This is a genomic window from Enterobacter cloacae complex sp. IR5422 (assembly GCF_049238165.1).
GTDB classification, from domain to species: Bacteria; Pseudomonadota; Gammaproteobacteria; order Enterobacterales; family Enterobacteriaceae; genus Enterobacter; species Enterobacter roggenkampii.
The window spans coordinates 1-17,609 of the sequence record NZ_JBMKHT010000003.1 but is presented as its reverse complement, the minus strand read 5'-3'; the positions used below and the strand labels follow the sequence as shown (position 1 = coordinate 17,609).

At 55.6% G+C, this 17,609-nt stretch carries 13 protein-coding genes and 2 pseudogenes; 9 read left to right on the top strand and 6 right to left on the bottom strand.

Annotated elements, in window-relative coordinates:
* The first annotated feature begins 193 nt into the window (after nucleotides 1-193).
* The 3 genes from mglB (at nucleotide 194) to mglC (ending at nucleotide 3,818) form a co-directional block, all read left to right on the top strand.
* Nucleotides 194-1,192: a galactose/glucose ABC transporter substrate-binding protein MglB gene (mglB, locus tag ACOTXT_RS02450; RefSeq protein WP_008500923.1), complete on the top strand. Its 999-nt coding sequence runs from the start codon at nucleotides 194-196 to the stop codon at nucleotides 1,190-1,192.
* Between the two features lie 79 nt (nucleotides 1,193-1,271).
* Nucleotides 1,272-2,792, top strand: coding sequence for a galactose/methyl galactoside ABC transporter ATP-binding protein MglA (mglA, locus tag ACOTXT_RS02445; protein WP_008500922.1), 1,521 nt, complete (start codon nucleotides 1,272-1,274; stop codon nucleotides 2,790-2,792).
* 15 nt (nucleotides 2,793-2,807) lie between these two features.
* On the top strand, nucleotides 2,808-3,818 hold the full coding sequence (gene mglC, locus ACOTXT_RS02440; RefSeq protein ID WP_008500921.1) for a galactose/methyl galactoside ABC transporter permease MglC: 1,011 nt from the start codon (nucleotides 2,808-2,810) through the stop codon (nucleotides 3,816-3,818).
* A gap of 49 nt (nucleotides 3,819-3,867) precedes the next feature.
* Here the strand turns inward: mglC and ACOTXT_RS02435 are convergent, their stop codons facing one another.
* From ACOTXT_RS02435 to ACOTXT_RS02410, 6 genes are all read right to left on the bottom strand, one after another.
* Nucleotides 3,868-5,256: a glutamine synthetase family protein gene (locus tag ACOTXT_RS02435; protein ID WP_333164121.1), complete on the bottom strand. Its 1,389-nt coding sequence runs from the start codon at nucleotides 5,254-5,256 to the stop codon at nucleotides 3,868-3,870.
* A 124-nt stretch (nucleotides 5,257-5,380) separates the two neighbouring features.
* Nucleotides 5,381-6,097: an outer membrane permeability protein SanA gene (gene sanA, locus ACOTXT_RS02430; RefSeq protein ID WP_008500918.1), complete on the bottom strand. Its 717-nt coding sequence runs from the start codon at nucleotides 6,095-6,097 to the stop codon at nucleotides 5,381-5,383.
* Between the two features lie 127 nt (nucleotides 6,098-6,224).
* Entirely contained in the window at nucleotides 6,225-7,109 is an 885-nt protein-coding gene (gene cdd, locus ACOTXT_RS02425) for a cytidine deaminase (protein ID WP_039266755.1), read from the bottom strand.
* A gap of 129 nt (nucleotides 7,110-7,238) precedes the next feature.
* Entirely contained in the window at nucleotides 7,239-7,934 is a 696-nt protein-coding gene (locus ACOTXT_RS02420) for a CidB/LrgB family autolysis modulator (protein ID WP_008500916.1), read from the bottom strand.
* Complete coding sequence (locus ACOTXT_RS02415; RefSeq protein WP_014884558.1) at nucleotides 7,931-8,326, bottom strand: CidA/LrgA family protein; 396 nt, start codon at nucleotides 8,324-8,326, stop codon at nucleotides 7,931-7,933. The genes ACOTXT_RS02420 and ACOTXT_RS02415 overlap by 4 nt, the downstream gene beginning before the upstream one ends.
* A 190-nt stretch (nucleotides 8,327-8,516) precedes the next feature.
* The gene (locus ACOTXT_RS02410) at nucleotides 8,517-9,221 is read right to left on the bottom strand and encodes a type 1 glutamine amidotransferase (RefSeq protein WP_213802373.1); all 705 of its coding nucleotides are present in this window, start codon (nucleotides 9,219-9,221) and stop codon (nucleotides 8,517-8,519) included.
* Nucleotides 9,222-9,280: 59 nt separating this feature from the next.
* On the opposite strand from ACOTXT_RS02410, the gene ACOTXT_RS02405 reads away from it, so the two are divergent.
* The 6 genes and pseudogenes from ACOTXT_RS02405 (at nucleotide 9,281) to ACOTXT_RS02380 (ending at nucleotide 17,097) form a co-directional block, all read left to right on the top strand.
* Nucleotides 9,281-10,078 carry an AraC family transcriptional regulator gene (locus ACOTXT_RS02405; RefSeq protein WP_023344545.1) on the top strand — a complete coding sequence of 266 codons (798 nt, stop codon included), beginning with the start codon at nucleotides 9,281-9,283 and terminating at the stop codon, nucleotides 10,076-10,078.
* Nucleotides 10,079-10,119: 41 nt separating this feature from the next.
* Nucleotides 10,120-11,052, top strand: a complete 933-nt coding sequence (dusC, locus tag ACOTXT_RS02400) for a tRNA dihydrouridine(16) synthase DusC (protein WP_008500912.1) — start codon at nucleotides 10,120-10,122, stop codon at nucleotides 11,050-11,052.
* Between the two features lie 358 nt (nucleotides 11,053-11,410).
* A complete protein-coding gene (locus ACOTXT_RS02395; RefSeq protein ID WP_416187339.1) occupies nucleotides 11,411-12,700 on the top strand; it encodes a carbohydrate porin in 1,290 nt (429 codons plus the stop codon).
* Nucleotides 12,701-12,866: 166 nt separating this feature from the next.
* Nucleotides 12,867-13,700 (top strand): BglG family transcription antiterminator LicT, encoded by an 834-nt coding sequence (gene licT / locus ACOTXT_RS02390; protein ID WP_333164129.1) that lies wholly within the window; start codon nucleotides 12,867-12,869, stop codon nucleotides 13,698-13,700.
* A gap of 24 nt (nucleotides 13,701-13,724) precedes the next feature.
* Nucleotides 13,725-15,690, top strand: a pseudogene (gene bglF, locus ACOTXT_RS02385) (PTS beta-glucoside transporter subunit IIABC).
* Between the two features lie 12 nt (nucleotides 15,691-15,702).
* Nucleotides 15,703-17,097: pseudogene (locus ACOTXT_RS02380) on the top strand (glycoside hydrolase family 1 protein).
* Nucleotides 17,098-17,609 lie beyond the last annotated feature (512 nt).

Here is a 17,609-nt window from a genome sequence, read left to right as displayed (position 1 = left end):
TAACAGTGATTATTCACTTTCACTATAGCCAATGTGCCGCAAACAACGAATAAAACGCATTTCTGGAGCGTTACCGAACACGGAAGAGAGAAATTTTATAAGTGAACCTCGGCTGTCAGTAACGTTTTATTAACATCTGCCCGCCGCTCGTTATTCACAAGAACTACCCTGCATAAAAAAAACCGGAGATACCATGAATAAGAAGGTGTTGACCCTGTCTGCTGTAATGGCAAGCATGCTTTTTGGTGCAGCAGCGCACGCTGCGGATACCCGTATTGGTGTGACCATCTATAAATACGACGACAACTTCATGTCTGTTGTGCGTAAAGCGATTGAGAAAGATGCGAAAGCAGCGCCAGACGTTCAGCTGCTGATGAACGACTCCCAGAATGACCAGTCCAAACAGAACGACCAGATCGACGTTCTGCTGGCGAAAGGCGTGAAAGCCCTGGCCATCAACCTGGTTGACCCGGCTGCAGCAGGCACGGTTATTGAAAAAGCGCGCGGCCAGAACGTGCCGATCGTCTTCTTCAACAAAGAACCTTCCCGTAAGGCGCTGGATAGCTACGACAAAGCGTATTACGTCGGTACCGACTCCAAAGAGTCCGGTATTATTCAGGGCGATCTGATCGCGAAACACTGGGCGGCGAACCCGAACTGGGACCTGAACAAAGACGGTCAGATTCAGTTCGTGCTGCTGAAAGGCGAACCTGGCCACCCGGATGCTGAAGCGCGTACCACCTACGTTATCAAAGAGCTGAACGACAAGGGCCTGAAAACCCAGCAGCTGGCGTTAGATACCGCGATGTGGGATACCGCTCAGGCGAAAGATAAGATGGACGCGTGGCTGTCCGGCCCTAACGCCAACAAAATCGAAGTGGTTATCGCCAACAACGATGCGATGGCAATGGGTGCGGTAGAAGCGCTGAAGGCACACAACAAATCCTCTATCCCGGTATTCGGCGTAGATGCGCTGCCAGAAGCGCTGGCGCTGGTTAAATCCGGTGCGATGGCCGGTACCGTGCTGAACGATGCCAACAACCAGGCGAAAGCCACCTTCGATCTGGCGAAAAACCTGGCCGATGGCAAAGGTGCGGCAGATGGCACCAACTGGAAAATTGACAACAAAATCGTTCGCGTACCTTACGTGGGCGTAGACCAGTCCAACCTGGCTGAGTTTATCGGTAAATAAAAGAGTTAACTTGTCTTCACTGGGCGCAACGAGTTGCGCCCTTTTATAACGCGATATGCGAGGCCAACAAGGTATAATTATGGTCAGCACAACAACTCAGTCATCCGGTGAATACCTGTTGGAAATGAGCGGTATCAACAAGTCATTTCCCGGCGTTAAGGCACTCGATAATGTTAATTTAAAAGTGCGTCCTCACTCTATTCATGCCTTAATGGGGGAGAACGGTGCGGGTAAATCAACATTATTAAAATGTCTTTTTGGGATCTATCAAAAAGATTCTGGCAGCATTCTTTTTCAGGGGAAAGAGATCGATTTCCATTCAGCGAAAGAAGCACTGGAAAACGGTATCTCGATGGTTCACCAGGAATTAAACCTGGTGCTGCAGCGTTCAGTCATGGATAACATGTGGTTGGGGCGTTATCCCACCAAAGGTGTTTTTGTCGATCAGGACAAAATGTATCGCGACACCAAGGCGATTTTCGACGAGCTGGATATTGATATCGATCCGCGCGCCCGCGTGGGAACATTATCCGTCTCCCAGATGCAGATGATCGAAATTGCCAAAGCGTTCTCCTATGATGCGAAAATTGTCATCATGGACGAACCGACATCCTCATTAACGGAAAAAGAGGTTAACCACCTTTTTACCATTATTCGTAAGCTGAAAGATCGCGGCTGCGGCATTGTGTACATCTCCCACAAAATGGAAGAGATCTTCCAGCTGTGCGATGAGATCACCATCCTGCGCGACGGCCAGTGGATCGCCACGCAGCCGCTGGAAGGGCTGGACATGGACAAGATCATCGCCATGATGGTCGGCCGTTCCCTGAACCAGCGCTTCCCGGATAAAGAGAACAAGCCGGGCGAAGTGATCCTGGAAGTGCGCAACCTGACCTCGTTACGTCAGCCGTCTATCCGCGATGTCTCCTTCGACCTGCACAAGGGTGAAATCCTGGGGATTGCCGGCCTGGTGGGGGCAAAGCGCACCGACATCGTGGAAACCCTGTTTGGCATTCGTGAGAAAGCCGAAGGCACCATTACGCTGCACGGTAAGAAAATCAATAACCACAACGCCAACGAAGCCATTAATAATGGTTTTGCGCTGGTGACGGAAGAGCGTCGTTCGACCGGTATTTATGCTTATCTGGATATTAACTTTAACTCGTTAATTTCTAACATTCGCAATTACAAAAACAAAGTCGGGCTGCTGGATAATTCCCGCATGAAAAGCGATACCCAGTGGGTGATTGACTCCATGCGCGTGAAAACGCCAGGCCACCGCACCCAGATTGGTTCGCTGTCAGGCGGTAACCAGCAGAAAGTGATTATTGGCCGCTGGTTATTAACGCAGCCCGAAATCCTGATGCTGGATGAGCCGACCCGCGGTATTGACGTCGGCGCGAAGTTTGAAATTTATCAGCTGATTGCCGAGCTGGCGAAAAAGAATAAAGGGATCATTATCATTTCTTCCGAAATGCCGGAACTGTTAGGGATCACAGACCGTATTCTGGTTATGAGCAATGGTCTCGTCGCCGGTATTGTTGACACCAAAACGACAACGCAAAACGAAATTTTGCGTCTTGCGTCTTTGCACCTTTAAGATCAGGGGCTCCTCATGAGTGCGTTAAATAAAAAAAGTTTTCTCACTTACCTGAAAGAAGGCGGTATTTACGTTGTTCTTTTAGTCTTGCTGGCAATCATCATTTTCCAGGACCCTACGTTCTTAAGCCTGCTGAACCTGAGTAACATTCTGACCCAGTCCTCCGTGCGTATTATCATTGCGCTGGGCGTGGCGGGCCTGATCGTGACCCAGGGGACGGATCTTTCTGCCGGTCGCCAGGTGGGTCTGGCGGCGGTTATCGCGGCAACCCTGCTGCAGTCGATGGAAAACGCCAACAAGGTCTTCCCGGAAATGGCCACCATGCCGATTTTCGTGGTGATCCTGATTGTCTGCGCCATCGGTGCGGTGATTGGTCTGATCAACGGTATTATCATCGCCTACCTGAACGTGACGCCATTCATCACCACCCTCGGTACGATGATCATCGTTTACGGTATCAACTCCCTGTACTACGACTTCGTCGGTGCTTCGCCCATCTCGGGCTTTGACAGCGGCTTCTCGACCTTTACGCAAGGGTTTATCGCGCTGGGCAGCTTCCGCCTGTCGTATATCACCTTCTATGCGCTGATTGCGGTCGCCTTCGTCTGGATCCTGTGGAACAAAACGCGCTTTGGCAAAAACATCTTCGCTATCGGCGGTAACCCGGAAGCGGCGAAAGTCTCCGGCGTGAACGTTGCCCTGAACCTGCTCATCATCTATGCCCTGTCCGGGGTGTTCTACGCCTTCGGCGGGATGCTGGAAGCGGGCCGCATCGGCTCTGCAACGAACAACCTTGGCTTCATGTACGAACTGGATGCGATTGCAGCCTGCGTGGTGGGCGGCGTCTCCTTCAGCGGCGGCGTGGGTACCGTACTCGGCGTGGTGACCGGTGTGATCATCTTCACCGTCATCAACTACGGGTTGACCTACATCGGCGTGAACCCGTACTGGCAGTACATCATCAAGGGCGCCATCATTATCTTCGCGGTTGCGCTGGATTCACTGAAGTACGCCCGTAAAAAGTAATCTTTACTCGCCATACCCGGCCCGCTCACCGAGCGGGCTTTTTTATGCCCTATGCCAGATGGGACTCCTCCTGCGTCACAATCCGCTCAAACCAGTCGAGTTCAGAAAGCTTGCAGGCGACCCACTGTTCGGAAAAGGCGTCGCCCAGGCTGTCGGTGAGATACTGACAGCGGGCAAAGGCCTCAATCGCCTCCTGCTGGAACAGCGGCAGTTCGGGTTGGTCGTGCTGCGGCTCAGGGAGATCCCCCTCGTCGATATGTTCCAGCCCGTACAGCATGCCTGTCAGGATAGTGGCTGTGACCAAATACGGATTCGCATCGGCCCCGGCCAGCCGGTACTCGATACGACGGTTGCTCTCATCCGAGCAGGGAATACGCAAGGCGGCGGAGCGGGTGTTATAGCCCCAGGAGTTAAAGACGGGTTCCGTCAGGTTTTTACGCAGGCGACGAAACGCGTTGGCCCCCGGCGCAAGAATGGCGACGGAGGCGGGCATCAGCGCCAGCTGGCCCGCGATGCACAAGCGCATCATGCTGCTCAGCGCGTTCACCGGCGAGGCAAAAACGTTTTCGCCACGGCTATCGTTCAGGCTGAAATGGATGTGCAAACCGCTGCCGGAAAGCTCGCTGAACGGCTTAGCCATAAAGTTGGCCTGAAGACCGTGCTTTTCAGCGACATAGCGGGTCAGGCGGCGCAGGGCCAGCACGTTATCACACACCTCTACGACGCGCTGGCTGTGCTTCAGGTTTAATTCGTACTGTCCGGACTCGGCTTCCGCTACCACCCCTGACAGCGGGATGCGCTGAAGGTGCGCCAGCTGTTCCAGCTCGTCAAACAGCGCCGCATGCGCCGACGAGGTATCCATGTGAAAACAGCCCTGATTTTGCGGATCGCGATCGCCCTGTCCCGTCAGATAGAACTCGATTTCCGGGGCAATAACCGGGAAGAGGCCGTGCAGGTGGAAGCGGGCCACGACGTTCTGCAGTATCGCGCGCGGCTCAAGCGGGCAGGGGTTACCGTCGCTGTCCTTCATCGTCAGCAGGATCTGCGCGGTGTGCTCTGGATCCTGCGGACAGGGGCGCAAAGAGCCGGCGACCGGGACGCACAGCCGGTCGGGTTCATCATAAAGCGGGGCGGCGATTTTTCCCTTCTGATCCATTGAGTAGACGGAAAGCGGAAAATAACAGCCTTTTTCCAGACTCAGCATGCTCTCCACCGAGAGGCGCTTGCCGCGCATCGTGCCGTTGATATCGTTCAGGTAAACGTCAACATGTTTCGTCTGCGGGTAACGTTCCAGATAATCGGCCACTTCCACGGCAACGTTGTGCTGCAGGGCGTCAATTTTTTCATCCAGCCAGAGGCCAGAATTAAGTGCGCCAGGGAGTGATAAGCCGGGAAAGTTAAAGTACGGACGGAGACTTTTGAGGAAAAACGCATTCATTATCGAGTTCATAGTCATTCTTCAATGAAGCTGTAGCGGCAGTGAACTCAGCTTAAAAGAGCCGACGTAAAGGGGAGATAAAAAGCGTCAGGCCCGGCGTAAAGAAAGTATAAAGGCGGTCCCGTTATTTCTCTTTTTTCTGCATATCCAGCAGCTGCTCGGGCGTGACGGCAGGATAACCCTGCGCGTCTTCCGGCACTTCATGCATCGCCGGAATCGGCACCAGCGGGCCTAAAAAGCGTGGTTCGCGCTTAAAGATATACAGATCGGCCAGGGCACCAAAGCGGGCGCCGAACTCTCGGACGCGCACGCTCAGCATATCTTTTGGCGACGGCACCGCGTAGCACTGCGCCTGAATGCCCATGTGCAGGGCGATAAACAGCGCGCGCTCGCAGTGGAAGCGCTGGGTGATGATGATGAAGTCGTTGGTGTCGAAGACCTTGCGCGTGCGGACGATGGAGTCCAGGGTGCGGAAGCCCGCATAGTCGAGCACGATATCGGCAGGATCCACGCCCGCGGCAATCAGGTCCTTACGCATCGTCACCGGTTCGTTATAGCTTTGCAGGGCGTTATCGCCGCTCAGCAGCAGGTAGTTCACCTTGCCGCTGTTGTAGGCGTTCAGCGCGCCCTGAATGCGGTAACGGTAATACTGGTTGATGACGCCGGTGCGGTAATACTTGGCGGTGCCGAGCACCACGCCAACCTGACGATAGGGCAGGTCCTGCAGGTCGTCAAAGATATAGGGGGCGGTTTTCCAGCTCATCCACCGGTCGAGGCCGAGCACGATCAACAGCAGTATGCCGACCAGGACAGACAGGCTGTAAAAAACGCGCTTTAACATGCAGATGGCTCGTACCGAAGGTGAAATTTAACTCAGGCTACTTTACCCGCCTGGTTAGCGCAAGAAACAGCGACTCAACTGAGGGGTTTTTCAACAAACTGGCGGGCATTTCTGCCCGCCGGAAGGGTTACGCCAGCAGCACGCGGTCGATCGTCGTACAGCCCAGCGCTTTAAGCGTTGCGGCAGTGGCATCCCACTGAATCAGCGGCGCATCGGCAATTTCAGCCAGAATGGCGCGCTGAATGTCAGGATAATCATAGCCGTTCAGGCTCAGCAGGTTGAGTGCGCCCTGCAGCGGCGGCAGCGTTGGGTTAAACGCGGCGTTTTCCGCATAGCTGCCGGTGAAGATTCGGCCATCGCGGCACTGCAGCGCCACGCCGCTCGGGGACGTGCTGTACGGCGTGTGGCTCTTGTTGGCGGCGGTAATCGCCGCCTGGCTCAGGTCATCGCCGGACAGGGCGAAACCGTGGTCCTGCTCGTCCATCAGCAGGGTTTTGATCTCCAGATCTTTCGGGCCAAACGCGTCCGGCAGGTAATCCGCCAGCGTGTGCGGCGCGCGACCCGGCAGGTTGATGCGCAGCTGCAGCCCGCTGTTCAGCTCGTTCATAAACTGACGGCAGTGGCCGCAGGGGGTGTAGTTCACGGTAATGGCGCTCAGCGCTTTTTCACCGCGCAGCCAGGCGTGGCTGATGGCGCTCTGCTCGGCGTGAACGGTTTGCTGCATGGTTGCGCCCAGGAACTCCATGTTGCCGCCGAAGTACCAGGTGCCGCTGACGCCGCGCGCAATGGCCCCGACGTTGAAGTGGGAGAGATCGGCCCGCGCGCAGGCGGCAGCCAGAGGAAGCAGTGCGAAAGCCAGCGCGTCTTCGTCCAGTCCCGTTGCCTGTTTCAGCATCGTGACCTGCTCCGGGGTCAGCAGGGCGGGGAAGTGCGCATCTGCCAGAACGGGAGTAAGGGCTGACTGCAAATTCTCTGCAAGCTGGGCGAAAGCAGCTTGAAAACGTGGGTGCATGGCGTTTGCCTCATAAAGGTTAATGGATCGGTAGTTTACGGAGCCGTCAGGGCTTTATATGTGATCCACTTCTCATTATGTATGCAACTTATGAAATCAAAATGAAATTTGCGCGACGCATCGCAAATTTTAGCCCATCACTGCCAGAATCAGCGGGAAAATGAACGGGGCCAGCAGAGAGGTAATAATCCCGCAGATCACCAGCGCCAGGGAGCTAAACGCCCCTTCCTGATAATCCAGCTCCGCGCAGCGGGCAGTGCCCAGCGCGTGCGAGGCGGTGCCCATCGAGAGCCCCCGTGCCGCCTTAGTATGAATACGCATCGCGTTCAGCAGGGTGTGGCCAAACACCGCGCCGAGAATACCGACGAAAATGACGCACATCGCGCTGATGGCCGGAATGCCGCCGAGGCTGCCCCCAACCGCCATCGCGATAGGCGTGGTCACCGATTTAGGCAGGATTGACGCCGCAATCTGTGGGGAAGCGCCCATCAGCAGCGCCACCGACGTGCCGGTGATCATCGCCACCAGGCTACCCACAAAACAGATGGTAATGATGGATTTCCAGCGGGCGCGGATCTGGTGCAACTGCTCATATAAAGGAAACGCCAGCGCCACGACGGCGGGTTGCAGCAGGTCGTTTAAGATTTTGCTGCCGGCAAAGTAGCGTTCGTAAGGAATGCCGGTGAGCAGCAGGAACGGGATAATCACCACCATCGCCACCAGCAGGGGGTTCAGCAAGGGCATTTTGAAACGCGCGGCAAGCTTACGTGCGGCGAAAAAGACTGCAAGGGTGAGCGGCAGGGACCACCAGATATTGTCCATCATTTTTTTGTTTTCTCCCCAATCACGTTACGTTCGCCATGCACCAGATGTGAACTCCAGCTCACCACCAGGAAAACCACCAGCGTACTCACCGCGCAGGAAACAACAATCGGGCCGAACTGGGCTTTGAGCAAATCAAAATACTGCATGACCCCGACGCCGATAGGCACGAAAAGCAGCGCCATATAGCGAATGAGGACGAAGCAGCCGGGATTGACCCACTTTGCAGGCAGGATTTGCAGCGCCAGCAACACGAAGAGGATCAGCATGCCGATAATGCTGCCGGGAATGGTGATGGGCAGCAGCGACGCGATGAAAATCCCGGCATACAGGCAGGCGTAAATCAGGACGAATGCGCGCAGATATTGCCAGATAATGTTCAATGATTTGCTCATGGTGATAGTCCTTGCTGAAACGCATTCATCATACAATTAAACCTAAAAATGTGCCACGGATCACATCATGAATTTTGAGCATACCAGACATTCCGGAATGGAACGTCCGGTATCACCTTACTGGTGCAGGCTACAGTTTAGAGGAAAGGGATTGCGCTGGCGAAGTAACGCGCCAGAGAAGGCATCAGCGTCAGGCGGTCAGCTTATCGAGAAAAGAAAACAGCACCTGGTTCATTTCGCGATAATCATGCGAGCGGAGTTTTTCCGCCGTTTCGACAAAACGGAATTCACCCGCGCGGCGAAGGTCATTCTGCGAATGCTCAATCAGCAACTCTACCACCTCCGGCGTTAGCTCCATATGGCACTGGAAACCGTAAACCCGTTCGCTGTATTGCACGATCTGGCGGGGACAGCCCTCGCTGTAAGCCAGAACCTTAGCCTGCGGCGTCAACCCAGGCATGTCGTTATGCCAGTGACCGACGTTCAGCACGCTGCCAAAGTCCTCAAACAGCGGGTTCGCCTTGCCTGCATCTGTGAGCCTGACGGGAAATGTGCCGATCTCTTTTTCCGGGCTGTGGCAAAACGCGGCGCCCAGCGCTTCGCCGATAAGCTGTGAGCCCAGACAAACGCCTATCACCGTTTTACCTGCCTCTATCGCGCGGCTGATGAGTGCCTTTTCCGCCTGCGCATCAAACCAGGGGCATTCCTCACGCGTGGTGGCGGGGGACTGCGGGCCTCCCATGATGATAAGCAGGTCTGTGTGCCCCAGTTCCTCAGGTAACGGATCGCCCTGATACACTCTGGTGTAGCTCAAACTGCAGCCGCGACTTTTCCCCCAGATTTCATAGGCGCCTGGCGCCTCGAAATGTTCATGAATAATAAAATGGATGTGCATTGCGTCTCTCTCTGGTTACGTGTACAAGCAGCATCATAAGAGGAAGGGAGGAATGTGAAATGCCAACCGTTATCGATAAAACGCCAATTCACGACGATGCTATCGGATGGTCAAGAGGGGCAATTCGCTATACGCGCGGCGAAGTCGATCCGCCTCACCAGCATTCGCAGGGACAACTTTTGTTTGCCATCAAAGGAGTCATGCTGGTCGAAACCGGTAGCAAACGCTGGGTCATACCGCCGCAGCGCGCGCTGTGGATCCCTCCCTTTCAGGAGCATACCTACAGCGTGTTATCCGCAACGGAGCTTCGCGCGGTCTGGTTTAGCCCGGCACTGATTTCGCAATGCGAACCTTTTAAGCGGAAAGACGAGGTTCACGTGATTATGGCCACAGCGTTGTTCAAAGAGCTGATTGCCGGGCTGTTCAGCGCGGAATACCGGCCGGCAAGCCAGCGCAGCATGGCCGTTTTGCTGCTCGACATCCTCAGCGAGACGCAGCAGATTTCAGCCGAACTGCCGATGCCCGTGGATGAGCGCTTACATCGCGTGGCCTGTGACCTCATTGCCAACAATCTCTGGGATCTCTCTCTGGAAAGGCTGGCGGAACGGGCCGCGATGTCAGAACGCACATTTTCACGTGCGTTTATCAACGATACCGGCTTTAGCTTCCGGGCCTGGCGACAGCGCGCAAGGATTTGTGCCTCGCTGGATCTCCTCGCCAACGGATACCCGGTTAAGCAGGTGGCCTGGATGCTGGGGTTTTCCGGCCCGGCGGCATTTGCGGCGGCGTTTCGCGCCATTGTTGGGGCAACGCCGGGTGACTTTCTGCCTGAACAGAAGCGCTTCCCAGCGATATAGAGAGCGGCTACTATAGCGCGTCTTTTTTCACAGGTACTGCTATGCGTGTTTTACTGGCCCCAATGGAAGGCGTGCTCGACTCCCTCGTGCGCGAGCTTCTGACCGAGGTGAACGACTACGATCTCTGCGTGACGGAGTTTTTGCGCGTGGTGGATATGCTGTTGCCGGTAAAATCCTTCTTCCGGCTTTGCCCCGAGCTGCACAACCAGAGCCGGACCTCTTCCGGCACGCTGGTGCGGATTCAGCTCCTCGGCCAGTATCCGGAATGGCTGGCGGAAAACGCCGCCCGCGCGGTTGAGCTGGGCTCTTACGGGGTAGATCTCAACTGCGGCTGTCCGTCGAAGCTGGTGAACGGCAGCGGCGGCGGGGCGACGTTGCTGAAAGATCCTGAGCTGATTTACCGCGGCGCGAAAGCCATGCGCGAGGCCGTGCCCGCGCATTTGCCGGTGACGGTAAAGGTGCGGCTGGGATGGGACAGCGATGCCCGACAGTTCGAGATCGCCGATGCGGTGCAGCAGGCCGGGGCCACCGAGCTGGTGGTGCATGGCCGCACTAAAGAAGATGGCTACAAAGCCGATCGCATAAACTGGCAGGCGATCGGTGAGATCCGCAAACGCCTCTCCATTCCGGTGATCGCCAACGGCGAAATCTGGGATTACGAGAGCGCGCAGGCCTGTCTGCAGGCCACCGGCTGCGATGCGGTAATGATCGGCCGCGGCGCGCTGAATGTGCCCAACCTCAGCCGGGTGGTGAAATATAACGAACCGCGTATGCCCTGGGCAGATGTCGTCACGCTGCTGCAAAAATACAGCCGTCTGGAAAAGCAGGGCGACACCGGTTTGTATCACGTCGCGCGTATTAAGCAGTGGCTGAGTTATTTACGCAAAGAGTACGAGGAAGCGCTGGAATTATTTCAGGAGATTCGTACTTTACAGACGTCGGCTGATATTGCGCGGGTGATTCAGTCCAAATAATAAGCGTTAAATTGCTCACACTTTTTTAAAACAGAAAACAGTTCAGGTTTTCAACGTGGCGCGACGGTGTTAAGGTGCCACTGTTTTCAACGCAGGATTGTGACTGGTTAACAGGCAAAACCTAAGCGTTCCACAGCATTTTCGCTGTGGGGCGCTTAGGTTTTTTTTTGCCTGTCATTTACGCAGGAGAGATATTTGGCTTAGCGCTTTTTAATGATTTTAAAAAAAGAAATAGCGACAGGAAATGGAAAAATTTCCTGCGGCCGGTTACGCACTCAATACTCAATCACAGGTTATTATCATGGCATATAAAAATAAACTCTATGCGTTCGCCTTATTGGCGATATCCCCGCTGTCGATGGCGCAAGACTGGAACGGTACGGTATTAGGGTTTGAAGCTCCGCCGGAGCCTGTGCTGGGCGAAATGCTCGGCATACGTAAAATCCTTAACGATAACGGTTTTACCTATAACCTCGGATACCTGAATGAAATTGGCTGGAACGGCGGTGGCGGATATAACCACGACTCCCACGTGGCCTATATTGACCAGTTCGCGCTGACCTTCAACCAGGATCTGGAGCGCTGGACCGGTATCCCGGACGCGCGTATCGAGGGGAACATCGTCAACCGCAACCACAATGACGATCTCACCACCAAACGCGTGCAGGACCCGCGCGTCAACTTCAACGATCTGACCCAGGAGAGCTGGGGCGGGCAGTCGATTACCCGTCTGGGCTGGCTGACCTTTGCCCGCAGCTTTGACGACCGGCGTCTGACCTGGCGCATCGGGATGATGAACAAGGTGCAAACCTTCGATCAAATTATCCCCTGTGATTTTCAGCTGCTGTCCCAGTGTGGCGGAAAGTCAGCCAACTCGCTGACCTGGAACAACTGGAACGTGCACACCTGGGGCACCACGCTTGCCTATAAACTCACGCCGACGCTGACCTTAAAAGGCGGCGTGATGGAGCAGAATCCGCAGGCCGCCAGCCGCAGCCATGCCTGGAGCTGGTCGACGAAGGGCAGCAAAGGGGTCTTACTGCCGGTTGAAATCGAAGCGCGTCCGCTGATTAACGGCCTGCCGGGCGCGTACAACCTGGGCGTGGTGTTTACCAACGCGCCGCAAACCGATCTCTATCGCGGCAAATCCGGCGGGGCGGGCGCGACGGACCCGGACGGATTCGATACCCACAGCCGGACCTGGTTCATGTACGCCGGGCTGAACCAGCAGCTTACGCAGCATCAGGATGACCCGAATCGCGGGTTGAGCTCCTCGTTCAGCATGAGCCTTGCGGATCAGAGCACTAACTACATGCATCAGGTTTACGCCGCCTCGCTGCGCTATCGCGGGCTGTTTGATGCGCGACCGGAAGACTGGATTGGCTTTGGCTTAACCTGGATTGATATGAGCAGCCAGTACGCGCGCAACCAGCGTTACCTGAACAGCCTGAGCGGCGTAAGCGATTATGACAATCCGGCATATCACCCGGTGCCGGGCCATTCCCTGAACGGCGAGTTTTACTACCGCTTTCGTCCGGTGTCATGGCTTGAACTGCAGCCTGGCATTCAGTACTGGCACCATCCCGGCGGGGTCAGTCGCACCCAGGATGCCTGGGTCACCGAGCTGAAAACGGTGGTGACCTTCTGATATCACGGTAGCAAGTTCGATCCGCGTCACGTTTCTGACGCGTGACGCATTGAGGCTACGAATGAAACTGTTAGAGTGCCAGAACTGGATTGTTACTGCTTAGGCAGGCAAAACCTGATTTTCTGGCATCTGCCGGAGGTCAGGTTTTTTTGTTTCTGGGGTTCAGATGAAAATCGCCAAGATACTCAATAATAACGTGGTGGTTGTTCAGGATGAGCGCGGGCGCGAACAGGTGGTGATGGGCCGTGGGCTGGCCTTTCAGAAGCGCGTCGGTGAAGCGCTGGATACCGCGCGGGTTGAAAAGGTGTTTGCGTTACAAAGCGATGAACTGGTGCGTCGGCTTGGAGAACTGCTGAGTCAAATTCCGCTGGAGGTGATGACCACCTGCGACCGCATCATCGGGCTGGCGGCGCAGCGGCTGGGCAAGCTGCAGGAGAGCTTGTATATCACCCTCACCGATCACTGCTACTTTGCGATTGAGCGGCAGAAGAACGGGTTGGCCATCAAAAACGTGCTGCTGTGGGATATTAAACGGCTGTATCCGAAGGAGTTTGAGTTAGGGCAGGAGGCGCGGGCCATTATCGCCAGACGCCTTAACGTCGAACTGGAGGAGGATGAGGCCGGTTTTATCGCGCTGCATCTGGTTACCGCGCAGCTCAACAGCGAAATGCCGGAGGTGATGCACGTGACGCGGGTGATGCAGGAGATCCTGCAGCTGGTGAAGTATCAGCTGCAGCTTGAGTATGACGAAGAGTCGCTCAGCTACCAGCGTTTCGTCACCCACCTGAAGTTTTTTGCCCAGCGGATGCTCACCCGCACCGTGGTGGAAGATGACGATGTCTCGCTGCATACCGCAGTCAAAGACAACTACTCGAAGGCGTGGAAATGCGCCGAGAAAATCGCACAGCACCTGAACAAAAGCTATCAGCGTGAGCTGACAACCGAAGAAATTATGTTCCTCGCCATTCATATCGAGCGGGTGAGAAAAGAGGGGCGTTAAGCCTCAAAACAGGATTGTTACTGCATCACGCAGGCAAAACCTGAGCGCGGCCTTCGTCAGAAGGTCGTTCTCGGGTTTTTTTATTTTTGTACTCAGTCAACAGGTGCCTGCGGGCATCGGATGTAAGGAAATCGAGATGGAATACCAGGCGTTAGCGAAGGATATTCTCGGCCACGTTGGCGGAAAAGAGAACATCGTCAGTCTTGTGCACTGCGCGACCCGGCTTCGCTTCAAACTGAAAGAGAATCAACGGGCGGATGCGGAAGGGCTCAAGAAAAACCCGGGCGTGATCATGGTGGTCGAAAGCGGCGGCCAGTTTCAGGTGGTGATTGGCAACCACGTTCACGACGTCTGGCAGGCTGTCCGCAATGAAGCAGGCCTGACCGACGACGCCCCTGTCGTGGAAGAGAAGGGCGAAAAGGGGAACCTGCTGGGCCGCCTGATTGATATCGTCTCCGGGATCTTTACCCCGTTTATCGGCATTCTGGCCGCGTCCGGTATTTTGAAGGGGCTGCTGGCGCTGGCTTTGGTCTGCGGCTGGCTCACGACCGAGAGCGGCACGTATAAAATCTGGTTTGCCGCCAGCGATGCGCTGTTTTTCTTCTTCCCGCTGGTGCTGGGCTATACCGCCGGGAAAAAGTTCGGCGGCAACCCGTTTATTACTATGGTGATCGGCGGGGCGCTCACCCATCCGGTGATGATTGCGGCATTTAACGCCAGCCAGCAGCAGGGGGCGGTATCGGAAGCCTTTTTGGGCATCCCCGTCACGTGGTTCAACTACAGCGCGTCGGTGATCCCGATTATTCTCGCCGCGTGGGTCAGCTGCTGGCTGGAAAAACAGAGCACCAGGCTGCTGCCTTCCTCGATGAAAAACTTCTTCGCGCCGCTGATCTGTCTGGCCGTGACCGTGCCGCTGACTTTCCTCGTTATCGGGCCGCTGGCGACCTGGCTGAGCCAGATGCTGGCGAACGGCTATCAGACTATTTACGTTCTGGCACCGTGGCTGGCGGGCGCGGCGATGGGCGCGCTGTGGCAGGTCTGCGTTATTTTTGGCCTGCACTGGGGGCTGGTGCCGCTGATGATCAACAACCTGGCGGTGCTGGGGCATGACTCCATGCTGCCCATGCTTTTGCCTGCGGTGTTTGGCCAGGTGGGGGCGGCGCTGGGCATTTTCCTGCGTACCCGCGATGCGCGTCAGAAAATGCTGGCCGGTTCATCCGTGACGGCAGGTATTTTTGGTATCACCGAACCCGCAGTGTATGGCGTAAACCTGCCGCTGCGCCGTCCGTTTATCTTTGGCTGCGTGGCTGGCGCTATCGGTGGGGCGATTGTCGGCTTCAGTGACACCCACGTTTACTCCTTCGGCTTTGCCAATATCTTTACCATCGCCCAGATGATTCCGCCGGGCGGCGTGGACGCCACGCTGTGGGGAGGCATTATCGGCACGGTGGTGGCGCTGGTGCTGAGCTGCGGCCTGACGCTGTTCGCCGGTATGCCAGGAAACACCGCGCCAGAGAATGTGGTCTCCGTGGGCGAAAACGATGTGCTATCGCCGATGACCGGTACCGTTCTTGCTCTCGACCAGGTGCCGGATACCACGTTTGCCAGTGGCCTGCTGGGCAGCGGCGCCGCGATTATTCCCTCCGATAACAAAGTGGTTGCCCCGTTTGCCGGTGTGGTGGCTTCGCTGTTCCAGACCAAACACGCCATCGGCCTGCTCAGTAACAGCGGGATTGAAGTGTTGATCCACGTGGGTATCGACACCGTGAAGCTCGACGGCAGGCCGTTTACCGCCCATGTGAAGGTCGGTGACAAGGTGCAGCCCGGCGATCTGCTGCTGGAGTTTGACCGACAGGCGATTATCGATGCCGGATACGACCTGGCGACCCCGATTATTATCAGTAACAGCGACGAGTATCGCGAGGTGGCGACCGTGGCGGCAACGTCCGTCAATGCCGGTGCGCCGTTACTCAGCGTCAGTCATCAATAACAGGAGAACGTGATGAAAACTTTCCCGGACGATTTTTTATGGGGCGGCGCGGTTGCCGCGAATCAGGTAGAGGGTGCGTATCTGGAGGAGGGGAAGGGACTGTCCACCTCTGACGTTCAGCCGCAGGGTGTCTTCGGCCCGGTAGTTGAGCGCGTCCCTGGGGACAGCGGCATCAAGGATGTCGCCATCGACTTCTATCATCGCTACCCGGAAGACATCAAGCTGTTCGCCGAGATGGGCTTTAGCTGCCTGCGCGTCTCCATTGCCTGGACCCGCATCTTTCCGAACGGTGACGAGCAGCAGCCGAACGAGGCGGGGCTGGCGTTTTACGACCGGCTGTTTGACGAGCTGGCCGCGCACAACATTACCCCGCTGGTGACGCTGTCGCACTATGAAATGCCGTGGGGGCTGGTGAAGCAGTACGGCGGGTGGGGCTGCCGTCAGACTATCGGCTTCTTTGAGCGCTACGCCCGTACCGTGTTTGCGCGCTACAAAGAGAAGGTCAAGCTGTGGCTGACCTTCAACGAGATCAATATGTCTCTGCACGCGCCGATGACCGGCGTCGGTCTGCCGGAAACCAGCAGCAAAGGGGAGGTGTACCAGGCGATCCACCACCAGCTGGTGGCCAGCGCGCTGGCGGTGAAGGCCTGCCATGAGATTATCCCGGATGCCAGAATCGGCAACATGCTGCTGGGCGGCCTGATGTATCCGCTGACCTGCAAGCCGGAAGATGTTCTGGAGACGCTGCAGGAAAACCGCGCGTGGCAATTCTTTGGCGACGTGCAGTGTCGCGGCGCCTACCCGGGCTATATGCAGCGCTTCTTCCGTGACAACGGCATTCAGCTTGAGGTTACGGATGCCGACCGCTAGGCGCTGAAATCTACCGTCGATTTTATCTCCTTCAGCTACTACATGACGGGCTGCGTCACCGCGGACGACGCCCTCAACCAGCAGGCGCGCGGCAACATCCTGAGCATGGTGCCAAACCCGCATCTGGCCAGTTCCGAATGGGGCTGGCAGATTGACCCCATCGGCCTGCGTACTCTGCTAAACGTGCTCTGGGATCGCTATCAGAAACCGCTGTTTATCGTGGAAAATGGCCTCGGGGCGAAGGATAAACCGGACGCAGACGGCGTGGTGAAGGACGACTACCGCATCAGCTACCTTAACGACCATCTGGTGCAGGTGCGGGAAGCCATTGAAGACGGCGTTGAGGTGATGGGCTACACCAGCTGGGGGCCCATCGATCTGGTAAGCGCATCAAAAGCTGAACTCTCTAAGCGCTACGGCTTTATTTACGTCGATCGCGATGACAGCGGGAAAGGCACGCTGGCGCGCAGCCGTAAGAAAAGTTTCTACTGGTATAAAGAGGTTATTGCGACAAAAGGCGCTTCGCTGAAAGTTTAATAAAGCGATCAACCTGACAGGGGATGTTCACCCTGTCGGGTTGATTATTTTTTATTTGCATAATTCAATTTAAATAATAATTTTGGTGAATACTTTTCCGTATATTTAAATCTATGACAATTTACGCATTGCCACGCATTACTAAAAAAATAAAGAGAATCAAGCGTAATTTGCGCCTTTATTTTTTGAGTTTATGGCGTCATGAAACGTTCTCTTATTTTATCTCTGAGTGCTCCCTTCGTTTTTATTCTGGCTGCCTGTGCGCCTGAACATGCCACGGTATCTCCCATTAAAACGCAAACCACGGCGGCGTCGGTGAATACGGTTCTGAATCATCAGGACTGGCCGAAAAATGAGTGGTGGAAAGCATATAACGATCCGGAACTTAAGGAAGGTGCGAATAAGTCCGAGATGTGAGATCATCGTGTTGTAACCTGAACCCAGAATGAGTAACCGGATGAGCCAGCAACTGACTTTTGCCGACAGTGAGTTTTCCAGTAAACGCCGCCAGA

What these genes read in the sequence shown, in the direction of transcription:
- mglB (WP_008500923.1), top strand. Translation starts at nt 194, where the DNA reads ATGAATAAGAAGGTGTTGACCCTGTCTGCTGTAATGGCAAGCATGCTT.
- mglA (WP_008500922.1), top strand. Translation starts at nt 1,272, where the DNA reads ATGGTCAGCACAACAACTCAGTCATCCGGTGAATACCTGTTGGAAATG.
- mglC (WP_008500921.1), top strand. Translation starts at nt 2,808, where the DNA reads ATGAGTGCGTTAAATAAAAAAAGTTTTCTCACTTACCTGAAAGAAGGC.
- ACOTXT_RS02435 (WP_333164121.1), bottom strand. Translation starts at nt 5,256, where the DNA reads ATGAATGCGTTTTTCCTCAAAAGTCTCCGTCCGTACTTTAACTTTCCC.
- sanA (WP_008500918.1), bottom strand. Translation starts at nt 6,097, where the DNA reads ATGTTAAAGCGCGTTTTTTACAGCCTGTCTGTCCTGGTCGGCATACTG.
- cdd (WP_039266755.1), bottom strand. Translation starts at nt 7,109, where the DNA reads ATGCACCCACGTTTTCAAGCTGCTTTCGCCCAGCTTGCAGAGAATTTG.
- ACOTXT_RS02420 (WP_008500916.1), bottom strand. Translation starts at nt 7,934, where the DNA reads ATGATGGACAATATCTGGTGGTCCCTGCCGCTCACCCTTGCAGTCTTT.
- ACOTXT_RS02415 (WP_014884558.1), bottom strand. Translation starts at nt 8,326, where the DNA reads ATGAGCAAATCATTGAACATTATCTGGCAATATCTGCGCGCATTCGTC.
- ACOTXT_RS02410 (WP_213802373.1), bottom strand. Translation starts at nt 9,221, where the DNA reads ATGCACATCCATTTTATTATTCATGAACATTTCGAGGCGCCAGGCGCC.
- ACOTXT_RS02405 (WP_023344545.1), top strand. Translation starts at nt 9,281, where the DNA reads ATGCCAACCGTTATCGATAAAACGCCAATTCACGACGATGCTATCGGA.
- dusC (WP_008500912.1), top strand. Translation starts at nt 10,120, where the DNA reads ATGCGTGTTTTACTGGCCCCAATGGAAGGCGTGCTCGACTCCCTCGTG.
- ACOTXT_RS02395 (WP_416187339.1), top strand. Translation starts at nt 11,411, where the DNA reads ATGGCGCAAGACTGGAACGGTACGGTATTAGGGTTTGAAGCTCCGCCG.
- licT (WP_333164129.1), top strand. Translation starts at nt 12,867, where the DNA reads ATGAAAATCGCCAAGATACTCAATAATAACGTGGTGGTTGTTCAGGAT.